The organism is Streptomyces sp. NPDC005648, assembly GCF_040605395.1.
Lineage (GTDB): Bacteria > Actinomycetota > Actinomycetes > Streptomycetales > Streptomycetaceae > Streptomyces.
Genome location: NZ_JBEXCS010000016.1, coordinates 18,188 through 30,341, shown reverse-complemented (window position 1 = coordinate 30,341; position 12,154 = coordinate 18,188). Strand labels below are relative to the sequence as shown.

Genomic DNA, 12,154 nt, shown 5'->3' with positions numbered 1-12,154 from the left:
CGGCGCCCGGTCAGTCGAGGATCCCCAGCTCGGTGTCCGGACGACAGAACCCGCACGACTCCAGCTGCGCGTCCGTCAGCGCCAGCCGCGCCTCCTGCGCGGACACAGGGTGGGTGCGGTTGCTCGTCATCGTGCAGTCGTCCAGGTGCACCGTGGCCTCCAGCGGCCCCTCGGGCGTACGACGTTGCTCGATCATGAACCCGGCAGATCCCCGGCCCGTGCGCGTCGGTGCCGGCCCGAGCGCGGTTATGGCCGGCCGGGGGCGGGGGGACGGTGGGGTGTGGCTGGCGGGCTTCCGGTTCTCGGCCACGGCGAGGGCCTGCCGTACACCGTCGACCTGCAGCCGGAGGTAGAGGACGACGGTTTCTTCCTCGGCGAGCTGCTTCTCGAGGTACGCCAAGATCGCCCGCAGGCGGGGCACATCCGGCGGCAGCTCGTTCACGTGTTCGATTCAAGCATCACGCCCGTACCGCGTCGAGGTGAGGGTGTGACTGCTAGGGCTGGACGGGCTCCGGGTGGCGGGCCGCCTTCTTCACCGCGGCCTCGACGTCGTAGCGCGTCTTACCGTCTGCGGCCGCATGCTCGGTGACGGAGGCCTGGACGCCGGCGGCCGCCTTACGCCAGTCGCTCCAGGCCTTGCCGTACGTCTCGCTTTGCTGCTCAGTCCAGCCGTCACCTCGGGCGGGCTGGCCGTACTCGTCGAGCAGGGCGAGGACGCGGGCGTGTGCGCTGTCGGCGGCGCGTTGCATGTTCACGAGTTCTTCGAAGGTGTGTGCCACGTGCAGGGATCCTAAGGCGGGCGCGCGCGAGCCCCCGCCGTGACCCGCTCAGCGGGGACTCGAGATCACAGCTCAGTCCGATGGCTTCTCGCCGGCCTTAGGGCGGGCGGTACCGGATCCCTTGTAGGCACGGAACACATCCTGCACGGTGCTGAGCCTGACCTGGAGGCGGTCGGCGATCTGCCGGTACGAGAGGCCTTGACCGTCATCCCAGAGTTCGCGGATCAGGTCGGCGCGCTCCTTCGACCAGGTCCTGTTGCGCTTGATCTGTTCGGCCATGATCCGACTCTGGGCCCTGACGCGTTCCTCTCGGTCCGCGATTCCCTCGACTGCATCAAGGGCGTCCGACACGCGGCGCACCTCCTCGTCGCTCATCCCGGCCCTTTCCTTCGGTGGGCCGCTTGCCATGGACTGTAGGGGACCCCTACAGTCGTGGGCAAGCAGCTCGACTGCTGCACAACGGAAAACCCCTCGCCCCAATGGAGCGGCTACTCCGGGGCGAGGGGGGACCCGTCCCAAGCGATCACAAGGAGCAGGTCCGCCATGGAGCGTACCCAGACCATGGACCCCGGCGAAGTCCTCGCCCGCGTCCTCTCCCGGCCGAGCCACCCCGCGCAGATCATCAGCGCGACCGTGGTCCTCCTCGAACAGCACGGCAGCACCAGCCCGGTCACCGCGGGGAACTTGCAGACCGACCTGACCGCGGCCGAGGACGCGATCGTGGGCACCTGCCCCGAGGCCGTACGGCACACCGCCGCCTTCCGCGCCCGCTCCGTCCTGCCGCCCCTGGCCGACGTCAGCCGCGGCGAGTACGCGACCCTCCTCCGCGCGGCAGCCCGGGAGCTCGGGTGACCGCCCGCTACGGCCGTGCCGCGGCCCAGACGGATCAGCAGGTGCGGCGGATGCTCGGCGAGATGGCCGACCGGCTCGAGGCGAACCGTCCCGACGAGCCGATCACCGCCATCGGCCGGCTCGCGCTCATGCAGGCCACCACCATGGACCCGCCGCTCGCCCGCGCTCTGCGCTCGCGGGTCCCCGAGATCACCGGCTCGCTCCTCCGGCGCGAGTACGCGGTGCAGCTGCGTGAGCTGGCCACCGGCAACGGGCAGCCCCGTACGCAGGCCGAACGCGTCGCCGTCCTGCACGCCGAGTGCGACCAGGACTACACCGACGGCCTCACCCATCAGGACCTCAACGCCCACCGCGACGACGCGCACCTGATCGCCGGAGCCTCCCAGTCCGCGCAGGCCCGCGCGGACAGAGACCTCTGACCAGGGCCGCTGCTCTCGCTGCTCACCCAGACCGGCCGGTCCCGCCCCCGCCCCCGAGCGGGGCCGGCCTCTCCACGTTTGGAGTCCACGTGTTTCTGGACCAGCCCCTCGCGTGGGCGACCGGCCACGGGCCCGTCGTCCTGGTCGCGGGCGTCCTCCTCGCCGCGCTCGGCGGATTCATCGTGCACCGCACCAGCGGCGCCGTCCTCACCGCCGGCATCGGCGCCCTCGTCGCCACGTCGTTCTCCGCCGACACCTCCTGGCGGTTCGCCGGCGACCGGCTCGGCATGCAGGACAACGAGCGCCTGGCGCTGTTCGCCGCAGGGGAGGTCGCCCTCCTCGCGTGCGCCGTCATGGCCCGCGCCAACAAGCGGGCCACCGCCACGGACACCGAGGCCGGCACCCCGGGCGTGCCCGGGGTCCTCGTGTGGTGCATCACCGGCGTGCAGCTGGTGCCCGCGTTCGCCGAGTCCGGTGTCCTGGGCGGCACGGTCCGCGCGGTGTTCGGTCCGGTCATGGCCGCCCTGCTCTGGCACCTCGCCATGGGCTTGGAGATCCGCGTCAGCCGCCCGGAGGCACTGTCCACCGGGGTGCCCGCGCAGATCGGCCGCGAGCTCCGCGAGCGGCTCCTCAGCTACATGGGCCTCGCAGTCCGCGGCCGCACCGCCGCCCAGGTCTCACGCGACCGGGCCACCGCCCGCGCCGTGCGCCTCGCCTCCCGCAGGCACCTGGGTTGGTGGGGGCGCGCCGCCCTCAAGGCCTCCGTCGCCCGCTCCGGCGCCGCCGTCGACGCCTCCCAGCGCCACCAGCTGCTGCAGCAACTCGCCGCCCGACGCAACGCCTCCGCGCTGCGCGACGTCGAACTGCCCACCCCGTGGACCGCCGCACCCGTACCCGAGGCGTACCCGGGTACCCCGCTCGGCGTCGCCGGGGCCGAGCTCCGCCGCATGGACCCGGTCGACGCCGTCCTGCAGGTACACGCCGCACACCCCGACGCCGGCCCGGCCACGCTCGCCTCGCTGTGCACCGAGTACGGCGTACCCGTCTCCGAGGCCCAGGTACAGGTGGCCCTCCACGCCGCACCTCCACCCGTACCCGCCCGGGTACAGGTACGGGGCGACGTACCCGCGCCCGCGCCGCGCCTCGAACTGTTCCCCGTGCCGCCCGCCGACCCCGTCTCGCAGCCCGACGCGCACCAGGCCGTACCCGACACCATCGAGTACGCGTACCAGCACGGTGACCTGCACCTCGACGTCACCACCGAGGCCCAGGTACGCGCCGAGCACGCGTGCGCCGTACCCGCCCAGATGATCCGCCCGGCACGTACCCGCACCGAGGTACACGCCCGCGTACCCGACCGCAGTCCGGGTACGGCACCGGACCGACGCCCGCCCACCCGCCTTTCCGGCGAGGGCGCCCCACTCCGTCCGGCTACCGCCGACCCGGCGCGCACCCCGGCCCGGGTACACGCCGTACCCGCACCCGGAGTACACGCGAGCCAGCAGGTACCCCCCGTACTCAAGGCCTCGGGTACGGCGGGTACGGGCGTACCCGACGAGCTGCTCGAGCGGGCCCGCCGTGTCGACGCCGACCACATCCACACCCACGGCCGCCCCGCCCCGATCCGTGTCCTCAAAGCAGCGCTCGGCGTCGGACAGCCCAAGGCCGAACTCGTCCGCCAGGCCCTCAGCGAGCCGAGCCCACGGGCGGGAGCCCGGCATGGCTGAGACGCCCACGGTGACACTGCGGGACCTGGCCGACGCCTGGCACGCATGCGCGGTCCTCGGCCTGCTCAGCCCGGCCGCAGCCGCAGTGACCGACAGCGTCGGCGCGCTCCTCGCCGCCGCGGCTCTCCTGCAGGGCCACGGACGGCCCGCGGCAACGCTCACCCTCACCACGGCCGCCTCCCTCCTCGCCGGCGCACTCATCCACCGCGGCGGTGCGCTGTGACCGTCGAAGTCTTCTGGCCCATGGCCGCGCTCCTCGGAGCCGTCGGCCTCCACGCCCTCGCGCCGCGCCGGGCCCCTCTGCTCTACCTCGGGCCCGCCGCCTGCACCGTCGCCCTCATCACCCTCGCCGTCCTCTCCGTCACGGCCATCTGGAGCCACTGACCATGCTCATCAACGTCCTCGCGGTCCTCTTCCTCCTCGGCGTCGCCGGGGACCTCCACGGCAAAGCGCGCTGGATCGGCGCCGCCGTCTGCTTCGGCCTGGCCCTCGGGTTCGCCCTTCCGCTCTTCCTGACCTGGGGGATCTGACCGTGCCGTACATGGCCATCAACCTCGGGGGTGTCGCCGTCGGCGTCGGCATCATCCTCGCGTTCCTCATGCGCTGGATCATGAAGGAGAAGAAGCGGCTCGGCGCCCTCGTCCCCTTCGTGCTGTCCGTGCTCTACGGGATGCTCGCCGCGCTCGCCGCACTCGGCGCCTGGTCCGTCCTGGGAGCGGTCACCTGGCTCGGTCTGTGGGCGGGCAACGTCGCCGGGTACGCCAGCCTCGTGTGGGGCATCGGCGGCAAAGCCCCTGACGTGACCCGCGCCCACCAGATCGTCCTCACCGACGGCGGCTACGCCATCGTCTTCCTGCTCACCATCATGCTCGGCTGCCTCCTGAAGTGGGGGCCGAAGCAGGCCAAGTCGAAGATCATCCTGGGCTGCCTCGCGGGCATCCTCATCGCGCTCTCCGGCAACGTCGCCGGGGTGGCCGCCATCCCCCTCGGCTCCGGCGTGAACTTCGCGGGCATCGGCTTCACCGGGGTGTTCGGATGAGCGCCACGCAGCAGCCGGAACCCGAGACGGCGGAGCCCGAGGAGCCGGGGGAGCAGTACGAGCGGACCGCCCGCCTGGTTCTCATACTCGTCGCGGGGCTGGCCCTGTGGGGCCTGCTCGCCGCGTTCCCCTACCTCGCCTACGTGATGGTCGGCGTCCTCGGCACCGTGGGCTGGCAGCGTGCACGGTCGTGGTTCGTCGCGCGCGGCAACGAGCCGGCCGAGCCCGAGCAGGAGACGCCGGCACTCGATGTCGGCGAGGCGTTGCGGCGCCTGGTTGGCAATGACAACGGCGTCCTCCTGACCCGCCTCCGCGACGACCTGAAGCTGCCCGACACCAAGAGGGTCAAGGCCCTCCTCGACGCCGAGGACATCACCTGGAAGGCGGTGCGCACCCCGCACGGCAATGGCCCCGGCGTACACAAGGGCGACATCCCGGCCGACCCCTCTCCCGTCACCACCGACGCCCACGGAAACGGTTGTTGCTGCAGGTCAGGCGACAACAACAACACCGACAACAGTGACCGGCCACGGGCAGGAGAGGGGATCCGTGTAGAGCGCACAGACGACGGTCTCCTGATCTACGACCTCGCCGAGCAGGCGGGGACCTCCAGCACCGTTCGTGGGGAGGTGAACGACCGATGATCCGACGCCTCTGAGCCCGGCTCGCCTACGAGTACTGCGCGACATGCGGCTGGTGGACGAAGCCCGGCTGTGGCCACTGACACCCGGCTCGGCTTCACGAGCCCATCCCTGTGCAGGGCCGGGTGCGTCATCCTGAGCCCATGCCCGCCTCTGTGAAGTTCACCGGTGAAGACAAGGACATGACCCTCGACGAGCTCGCCGATTTCGTCGAGGCCGCACGCAAGGCCGGCGTCCCGCGCGACAACCCCGTCCGCGCTGAACTGTCGACGTCCGGAAAGATCAAACAGGTCGAGGTCGCGCTCGACGAGGACACCGACTGAGCGCCGCCTCGAGCGCGACGAAGGAGGAGAGGACTCGATGAGCGAGCGTATGAACGTGAGGGTGCTGCTGCTGTTCGGCGATCAGGCCGAGGTCGTGGCCGACGTCCCGCCGGAGGAGCGCGCTGAGCCCGAGCGCTACCCGGCCGAGGAGATCGCTGACGCCGTCGGCCTCGAGGCCATGCAACTGCCCGGCAAGCGGCTGTCCGCCGACGTCGGCGGCGATGGCCGGTTGTCCGGCTGGCAGCTGGCCTGACCCTCCCCGTAGCGGCCCTGGCTCTGAGTGAGCTGGGGCCGTTTCCTCACCCTCGGGTGTTGCAATCCACTACTTCAATGCTGTAAAGTACTACTCAAGAGGTGAGGGGCTGCGAACCCCGACCCTCCCGATCCATCTCAACTCAACAGTGGAAGGACAGTCACATGGCTGACCGTGAGGACGAGATCATGGGGGCCCTGGCCCACTCGATCTCATTCATCTACACGATGCTGGTCGACATCTGCGGGGCACTCCCCGTGCGCATCGGTCTCCCGACCGACCGCCACATCCCCGCAACGGACGCAGTCCCCGCCATCAAGCGGGTGTCCGAAGTCGCCCACGACCAGCCCATGGGTGAGGCCCAGGCGTTGCAGCTGTACACCGGCTGCATCCACCTTCTGGCCGCCATCGACCTCTACGGCCTCTGCGCCATGAGGTACGAGGACACCCGAGCCGAGGGTGCAGGAGTCAACCTCCTGCACGCAGAGCAGGAGTTGAAGTCACTGGCCCTCTGGCTGGTGATCAACGAGGCTGACTGATCCAACACCGCCCCCGGCAGCCAGCCGGGGGCGGTACCCACTGAAGACGCGAGACCGGCGAGGGCCAGGCCGAAGCCTCGGCACACCGTGCCGTTGCGAAACCCTCGCCGGTCGGATCCATCCCTCACACAGGAAGGACAGAGCACCGATGGTAGACCGCCACGCGAAGCCCACAGCGCCCCGCAGACCGCCGGAGACCGTCGAGGAGATCGCGTCCCGCACCGGCCGCCCACTCACCACCGTGAAGAACACCTGGCGCCGCCACCCCGCCTGGCCCAAGCCCCTGCCCGAGAAACGCGGCCGCTGGGTCCAATACGACCCCAACGCCATCGACACCTTCATCCGCGAGCACGTCGAGCGCCAGGCCGTCGAGCTCGAGCCCCGCCGCCTCTACACCGCCCCCGAGCTCGAGGCCGCCGGCATCGGTATCACCGCCGGTACGATCCGCGCCGACCTGACCCGCAACCGCTGGCCGGAGCCCGACGCCACCGACGGGGGCACCAACCGTTGGTACGGCGCCACGGCAACACAGGCACTAGCAGCGCGGCGCGGGTATCGCAGGGCCAAGGAAGCGTGACGACTCGACACCCCTCTCCGAGGTTGCGGCGGAGAGGCTTATTTCTGAGCTGAAGCCGTCACGCGTCCCGTATCGTCCGCCGTATGGCGAGCACAATCTGCGGCTGGTGCGGAGACCGCGCCCACATGACCATGGTCACGGAACCGATCCCACTGCCGGAGCAGCTCTCAAGCTACGCCAGGTCGGACGAGTCTGACTGGTTGACGGCCATGGCAGCTTTCGTCTGCGCCAACGAAAAATGCCGCCGCTTGTCCATCGGTTGGGGCAAGATCTTTCGGCATGGTCAAGGCACCCTCAAGGAGAAGCTGGCAACAGCAGACCTAAAGTGGGAGCCAGTCCATACGCGTCGGCCGAACTTCGACGACGTCCCCGCCGAGATCGCCAGTACTGCCAGCGAGGCTCACGCATGCTTGAGCATTGGTGCGGCTCGCGGTGCCGTGGCGCTGGCGCGGGCGGTCGTTGAGGCGACAGCCAAGGCGAAGGGCATCTCCACTGAGGGAATCGTCCACAAGATCGATGCCCTTCGGGATGGCGGCATTATCAGCACACTCACCGCTGACGCGAGCCATCAAATCCGGCGGGACGGAAACAGCATCGCCCACGGCGACATCGGTGACGAGCCAATCTCGCAGGATGACGCCGAGGCAATTCTGGAGTTTATGGATGCCCTGCTTGACGAAGTTTTCCAGCGTCCGGCAAAGCTTCAACGACTCAAGGATCGACATGAGGAGCGCAAGCAGGGCTGAACGGCGGACAACCCGCCCATGAGCCCAGGGCGCCCACGAGGCTAGGCACGCCGGAGTCCCTCACGTCACAACTAGGACACACCGCCGCCACGGACACCCACGGGCATGCATGCTGCACCGGCAGTCACAACAAGCTCTTGGGGGGCGCCGTGTCCGAGTACAGCGACGTACAGAAAGCGGTCCGGGCGGAGAAGCTCCGGATCTGGTTCGCGTGGATCAGCGGCAACGCGATCATGCTGATCATCGCGCTCGCGACGCAGCACGTGGCGGTCGTCAGCGTGGTCACGCAGGTGCTCCTGGTCGTCGTCTTCCTGGGGCTGACGGTGGCGCTTTTCCGAATGACCGGCACGCTCAACCGGCGCGCGGCAGCGGCCCGCCGACGGGTACTGGGCGAGGACTACCCGGGCTGACCCTGGTCTCACAACGACCCCGCCCCGAGCGGGGCCTTCGTCACGCCCACACCCGACTCGCCGCCGCGCACGCGCCCCGACTCGAACACCTGCTGCACCATGGGCCACATGCAGTACTCGTCCATACCTCCCGGCTACCTCACCACCGCGCTCGCCGCCAAGGCATGCGGCGTAGAGCCCGCAACCATCCGCGACTGGGTCCGGCGGGGCCTCCTCCACCGCGCCGCCGGTACCCCTCGTCACCCGCTGTACGTCGTCGACGCGGTCACGGCCGCCAAGCTCGCCGCCAAGCCCACACGACCAGGCCAACGCGCCAGCCGGTAAACCCTGCTTGACGTGCGACGATCCGTGCGCCACGATCTTCCCGCACAACCATGTCCAAAAACGGACACCACGAACGCACCACGAAGGCCCCGGAATCGGCGAGATCCGGGGCCTTCGTCGTGCCCGGCGCCCGCCGCACGGGCCGCTCACACGGCGCTCACTTCCGGGGGGTTGGGAGCGCCGGCAGCTGTACGGCGGGCGCCCTCTCGCCGCCAGGAGCCCTCATGCCCGACACCACACCCGACCCGGCCTGGGCCACCGAGCAGCTCGTCGCAGCCCAGGAGGGCGCCGTCCGCTGGGCAGACGAGGCGGAGCAGACCGCCCTGGCCGCCGCCGGCAAAGAGGACTACGCCACGTCGCATGCCAGCACGACGTACCTGCGCGAGGCCGTCGCCGACGCGCGCCAAGAGGCACAGGCCCTCCGTGGACGTTCCGCCGAGGCCTCCCGCCTTGCTGAGATGTGGGCCCGCGTCGCCCACGCCCTGCAGCCGTCGCAAGCCCCCGGCAACGGCGAGCCAGTCCTGTACGACCTCAACGTCGCGCTGGCCCCCCAGTCCGCCGCGGAGGCGCTCGAAAGCCAGCTGCTCAAGCTGAGGGAGCGCCGCCCGAAGAGCAGCTCCTGACGGGAGGTGTGCCATAGCCGCCAACCCCCGCAACGGGCGCCCCTATCGCCGCCTGTGCCGCGACCAGCGCGCCCTGCTCCTGCCCTGTTGGTGGTGCGGCGGCTCTATCCGCTACGACCTCACCGGCCTCCTCGCGCAGCGTCACCGCGACGCCTTCACCCTCGACCACGCCGTACCCCTGACTCGCGGCGGCGACCTCCTCGACCCCGCCAACGCCCGCTCAGCACACCGCAAGTGCAACAGCGCCCGCGGCAACCGCACCACCACCGCAGCCCCCCAACGCTCGTCACGGAGATGGTGACCAATGACCTACGACGAGGCCTACGCCGAGCTCGCCCGACGCTTCAAGGCCGCCCACGCGCGGGGCAGGCTACGCGTCCTCACGCCCCGCAACTCCGCCTGGCAGACGCGCACCGGCCTCGCCCGGTGGATCGGCTACGCCGTGCACGAGCCCCGCGACTTCGCGTACGCGGCGCCCCGACGCCTCGCCTGTCGCCTCTTCGGCTGGCACAACCCCACCTGCGTCGGACGCCCGGCGCCGCACCCACGGAGGTGGTGACCATGGCCTCCGGTGAGACCGGCGTGTACGCACGCTGCCCCGTCTGCGCAGAGCCCATCGAGCTCAACGCGACCGTCAAGCTCGACATGAAGCGCGTGGTCGTCGGGATCGACACCGCCCCCATCAACGAGCACCTCGCCACCCACCACGCCCCACTGACGACGAGCCTGCCGCCGACCTCCCAGTGAGGCCGTGGACAGAGCGTCTGCTCCGCCGCCTCACCCGACGCTGCGACGTCCACGACAGGCCGTCATATCCACAAATACAGCGGCTCGAACAGGACCTCGGCCAGCCCACGAGCGCACAGCCCGAGAGCTTCGCTGATGCGTACGCCGACCCCCTGATCATCGACTGCGGCCGCACCTGGTGCCGCACCAGGAGACGCTGATGCGCCCCAGCATCGTCACCTTCCTCCGAGCCGTCTCCGCTGCTGAGGCTCCACGCCAGCAGGACTCACCCCAGCAGGGCACCACGACCACCGAATGGTTCGTCACCACAGCAGCAGCCCTACTCAAGGACGGCCACACACCGGACTCCGTAGCCGCCGCGATCATCACCGGCAACCACGAGTTGCTGCGCCCTGCCCGCAGCAACGGGGAGCGCGTGCTGCGCTTCCGGAACCGCCAGGAACTCCGCGCAGGGTTCGCCCTCTTCGCCTGGGCCTACGAGGGCGACCGCTTCGTGAAGCGCGTGTCACACGCGTACGGCGGCGAGCGGATCGATTTCCACAACGGCACGTCCGTCCTCTTCCACGTAGGCCCTGGCTGCCTCTGGCCTCTCGCCTGCGACTACCCCGCCCCCTGCCCTGGCTGCCAACCGCACCCGGAGACGCTGATGCGCCCCAGCATCGTCACCTTCCTCGAGACCGTCCTCAGCGCCGAGGCCGTACGCCAGCGCAACCCGTCCACCCAGTGGCACGACAAGGACTGCGAAGCCGTCCCGCACGTGCTCTACCCCGGCCTCGAGACGGGCACCTGCACCTGCGGCGTACCCGCCCAGGTCCTCGCCGAGATCGAAGCCCGACAGGCGCTCCTCGACGAGCACCAAGACACCAACGACGGCGACTGCGGCACCTGCGTCGGCGGAGACTGGGGCTACCCCACCCACGGCACCAGCAGCCCCCAAAGCCACCCCTGCCGCACCCTCCGCCTACTCGCCCAGCCCTACGCTGATCGCCCCGGCTACGAGGAGTCGTGGAAGCCGTGACCCCGTCGCGCACCGTCACCGAGCACCTGGACAATCGCCACGCCCGCTACACGCCGCAGCAGCCACTGCCCCAACTCGCAGGCGAGGATGGGCGCATGACGACGTACGACGGGCCCGCGACGGCCACCGCAGACGGCACGGAGTACGACGTGACCGCCCACCTCGGCGGAGGACTGCGAGAGTGGCGCGGCGCGATCGAGGCCGAGGACGACGGAGCCGCCTGGCAGATCCAGGAGGCCCGCAGCGCCACCCTGCGCACCGCCGAGGGCAGCGAAGGCAAGTTCTTCGCCATCCACCTTCAGGCAGGCTCCACAGAGCTGCAGATCCAGGGCAGCGGCCAACCGCCCTTCGGACCCTGACCAACTCTCTCAGATGTCCCGACACACCCCCAGGTCCCTCCCGCGCGGCATGGTGCACACCTGGAAGGCGACGGGATGCGGCAACCGCGAGGCCCGCAACGGCGCCCCGTCCTAGGCAACGGGGCGCCGTCCACACGGAGGTGACGACCGTGACGCAGAAGGCGACCCTCCAACCGAGGCGCACGCCCACCCCGCCCCCACCGCCGCCTCCGGCAGAGCCGAAGTGCCCATGCTGTACGTAGTCACCGGTCCGCCGGCTGCAGGCAAGTCCTCGTGGATCGAGGCCCGCGCGAAGGCACGCGACATCGTCATCGACCTGGACCGCATCACCCGCGCCCTCACCGGCCCCGGCGCACCCCAGTGGAACCACGACCCCATCGCCAGCCGCATCGCGCTCCGCGCCCGCTACGCGGCCATCGACGAAGCCGTGAAGCACCTCGACGACACCGACGTGTACCTGATCCACACCATGCCCAGCGACACCTGGCTGGCCCGCTACCAGCGACTCGGCGCCGAGATCATCACTGTCGACCCAGGCGAGCAAGTGGTACGCGACCGTGTGCGAGCGATGCGATCAAGCGCGATGGAACGCGTCGTCACCCGCTGGTACCGGCACTACCGCGGTGGTCAGCCCCGGCCGGCCACCGCGCAGTCGTCGCGCGACTGGTGACCCAGCGCCACCACCCCGCAGCCCATCACCCAGAGCTACACGACGCCCTGTTCGAGCGTCGTCGAGCGACTCGATCATGATCGTTCGCGCGGTCGACGGGTGGGAGTG

The 12,154-nt window shown here is 70.4% G+C and carries 25 protein-coding genes; 22 read left to right on the top strand and 3 right to left on the bottom strand.

From position 1 onward, the window contains the following. Nucleotides 1-10: 10 nt before the first annotated feature. From ABZT17_RS12155 to ABZT17_RS12145, 3 genes are all read right to left on the bottom strand, one after another. Nucleotides 11-442, bottom strand: a complete 432-nt coding sequence (locus ABZT17_RS12155; RefSeq protein ID WP_356347112.1) for a DUF6233 domain-containing protein — start codon at nucleotides 440-442, stop codon at nucleotides 11-13. 52 nt (nucleotides 443-494) lie between these two features. Further along, nucleotides 495-779: a hypothetical protein gene (locus ABZT17_RS12150; protein ID WP_356347110.1), complete on the bottom strand. Its 285-nt coding sequence runs from the start codon at nucleotides 777-779 to the stop codon at nucleotides 495-497. A gap of 72 nt (nucleotides 780-851) precedes the next feature. Continuing rightward, nucleotides 852-1,154, bottom strand: coding sequence for a helix-turn-helix domain-containing protein (locus ABZT17_RS12145; RefSeq protein ID WP_356347108.1), 303 nt, complete (start codon nucleotides 1,152-1,154; stop codon nucleotides 852-854). 168 nt (nucleotides 1,155-1,322) lie between these two features. Here ABZT17_RS12145 and ABZT17_RS12140 point away from each other — a divergent pair, with 168 nt between their 5' ends. The 22 genes from ABZT17_RS12140 to ABZT17_RS12035 all read left to right on the top strand — a co-directional run bounded on the left by ABZT17_RS12140 (nucleotide 1,323) and on the right by ABZT17_RS12035 (nucleotide 12,046). Next, on the top strand, nucleotides 1,323-1,631 hold the full coding sequence (locus ABZT17_RS12140; RefSeq protein ID WP_356347106.1) for a hypothetical protein: 309 nt from the start codon (nucleotides 1,323-1,325) through the stop codon (nucleotides 1,629-1,631). Further along, nucleotides 1,628-2,050 (top strand): hypothetical protein, encoded by a 423-nt coding sequence (locus tag ABZT17_RS12135; protein ID WP_356347104.1) that lies wholly within the window; start codon nucleotides 1,628-1,630, stop codon nucleotides 2,048-2,050. Before ABZT17_RS12140 ends, ABZT17_RS12135 begins: the two co-directional genes overlap by 4 nt. Before the next feature lie 89 nt (nucleotides 2,051-2,139). Next, nucleotides 2,140-3,777 carry a hypothetical protein gene (locus ABZT17_RS12130; RefSeq protein WP_356347101.1) on the top strand — a complete coding sequence of 546 codons (1,638 nt, stop codon included), beginning with the start codon at nucleotides 2,140-2,142 and terminating at the stop codon, nucleotides 3,775-3,777. Next, nucleotides 3,770-4,000 (top strand): hypothetical protein, encoded by a 231-nt coding sequence (locus ABZT17_RS12125; protein WP_356347098.1) that lies wholly within the window; start codon nucleotides 3,770-3,772, stop codon nucleotides 3,998-4,000. The genes ABZT17_RS12130 and ABZT17_RS12125 overlap by 8 nt, the downstream gene beginning before the upstream one ends. Beyond that, nucleotides 3,997-4,161 carry a hypothetical protein gene (locus ABZT17_RS12120; protein WP_356347096.1) on the top strand — a complete coding sequence of 55 codons (165 nt, stop codon included), beginning with the start codon at nucleotides 3,997-3,999 and terminating at the stop codon, nucleotides 4,159-4,161. The genes ABZT17_RS12125 and ABZT17_RS12120 overlap by 4 nt, the downstream gene beginning before the upstream one ends. Before the next feature lie 2 nt (nucleotides 4,162-4,163). Beyond that, complete coding sequence (locus tag ABZT17_RS12115; protein ID WP_356347093.1) at nucleotides 4,164-4,307, top strand: hypothetical protein; 144 nt, start codon at nucleotides 4,164-4,166, stop codon at nucleotides 4,305-4,307. 11 nt (nucleotides 4,308-4,318) lie between these two features. Next, nucleotides 4,319-4,816, top strand: a complete 498-nt coding sequence (locus tag ABZT17_RS12110) for a hypothetical protein (protein WP_356347091.1) — start codon at nucleotides 4,319-4,321, stop codon at nucleotides 4,814-4,816. Further along, nucleotides 4,813-5,460 (top strand): hypothetical protein, encoded by a 648-nt coding sequence (locus ABZT17_RS12105; protein WP_356347088.1) that lies wholly within the window; start codon nucleotides 4,813-4,815, stop codon nucleotides 5,458-5,460. Before ABZT17_RS12110 ends, ABZT17_RS12105 begins: the two co-directional genes overlap by 4 nt. A gap of 140 nt (nucleotides 5,461-5,600) precedes the next feature. Next, nucleotides 5,601-5,780 (top strand): hypothetical protein, encoded by a 180-nt coding sequence (locus ABZT17_RS12100; RefSeq protein WP_356347086.1) that lies wholly within the window; start codon nucleotides 5,601-5,603, stop codon nucleotides 5,778-5,780. 37 nt (nucleotides 5,781-5,817) lie between these two features. Continuing rightward, nucleotides 5,818-6,033, top strand: coding sequence for a hypothetical protein (locus tag ABZT17_RS12095; protein ID WP_356347084.1), 216 nt, complete (start codon nucleotides 5,818-5,820; stop codon nucleotides 6,031-6,033). Nucleotides 6,034-6,197: 164 nt separating this feature from the next. Further along, entirely contained in the window at nucleotides 6,198-6,572 is a 375-nt protein-coding gene (locus tag ABZT17_RS12090) for a hypothetical protein (RefSeq protein ID WP_356347081.1), read from the top strand. 148 nt (nucleotides 6,573-6,720) lie between these two features. Further along, nucleotides 6,721-7,149 carry a hypothetical protein gene (locus tag ABZT17_RS12085; protein ID WP_356347079.1) on the top strand — a complete coding sequence of 143 codons (429 nt, stop codon included), beginning with the start codon at nucleotides 6,721-6,723 and terminating at the stop codon, nucleotides 7,147-7,149. 83 nt (nucleotides 7,150-7,232) lie between these two features. After that, nucleotides 7,233-7,895: a DUF4145 domain-containing protein gene (locus ABZT17_RS12080; protein ID WP_356347076.1), complete on the top strand. Its 663-nt coding sequence runs from the start codon at nucleotides 7,233-7,235 to the stop codon at nucleotides 7,893-7,895. A gap of 149 nt (nucleotides 7,896-8,044) precedes the next feature. Then, nucleotides 8,045-8,305: a hypothetical protein gene (locus ABZT17_RS12075; RefSeq protein WP_356347074.1), complete on the top strand. Its 261-nt coding sequence runs from the start codon at nucleotides 8,045-8,047 to the stop codon at nucleotides 8,303-8,305. 108 nt (nucleotides 8,306-8,413) lie between these two features. Continuing rightward, entirely contained in the window at nucleotides 8,414-8,629 is a 216-nt protein-coding gene (locus tag ABZT17_RS12070; RefSeq protein ID WP_356347072.1) for a MerR family transcriptional regulator, read from the top strand. 224 nt (nucleotides 8,630-8,853) lie between these two features. Continuing rightward, nucleotides 8,854-9,252: a hypothetical protein gene (locus ABZT17_RS12065; protein ID WP_356347069.1), complete on the top strand. Its 399-nt coding sequence runs from the start codon at nucleotides 8,854-8,856 to the stop codon at nucleotides 9,250-9,252. A gap of 13 nt (nucleotides 9,253-9,265) precedes the next feature. Continuing rightward, entirely contained in the window at nucleotides 9,266-9,553 is a 288-nt protein-coding gene (locus ABZT17_RS12060) for an HNH endonuclease (RefSeq protein ID WP_356347327.1), read from the top strand. Between the two features lie 3 nt (nucleotides 9,554-9,556). Further along, a complete protein-coding gene (locus ABZT17_RS12055) occupies nucleotides 9,557-9,811 on the top strand; it encodes a hypothetical protein (protein ID WP_356347067.1) in 255 nt (84 codons plus the stop codon). Between the two features lie 2 nt (nucleotides 9,812-9,813). Further along, the gene (locus ABZT17_RS12050; RefSeq protein WP_356347065.1) at nucleotides 9,814-9,999 is read left to right on the top strand and encodes a hypothetical protein; all 186 of its coding nucleotides are present in this window, start codon (nucleotides 9,814-9,816) and stop codon (nucleotides 9,997-9,999) included. A 199-nt stretch (nucleotides 10,000-10,198) separates the two neighbouring features. After that, the gene (locus ABZT17_RS12045) at nucleotides 10,199-11,017 is read left to right on the top strand and encodes a DUF6221 family protein (RefSeq protein ID WP_356347063.1); all 819 of its coding nucleotides are present in this window, start codon (nucleotides 10,199-10,201) and stop codon (nucleotides 11,015-11,017) included. Continuing rightward, entirely contained in the window at nucleotides 11,014-11,376 is a 363-nt protein-coding gene (locus ABZT17_RS12040; protein WP_356347061.1) for a DUF4873 domain-containing protein, read from the top strand. The genes ABZT17_RS12045 and ABZT17_RS12040 overlap by 4 nt, the downstream gene beginning before the upstream one ends. A 229-nt stretch (nucleotides 11,377-11,605) precedes the next feature. Further along, nucleotides 11,606-12,046, top strand: coding sequence for a hypothetical protein (locus ABZT17_RS12035; RefSeq protein WP_356347058.1), 441 nt, complete (start codon nucleotides 11,606-11,608; stop codon nucleotides 12,044-12,046). Nucleotides 12,047-12,154: the final 108 nt, after the last annotated feature.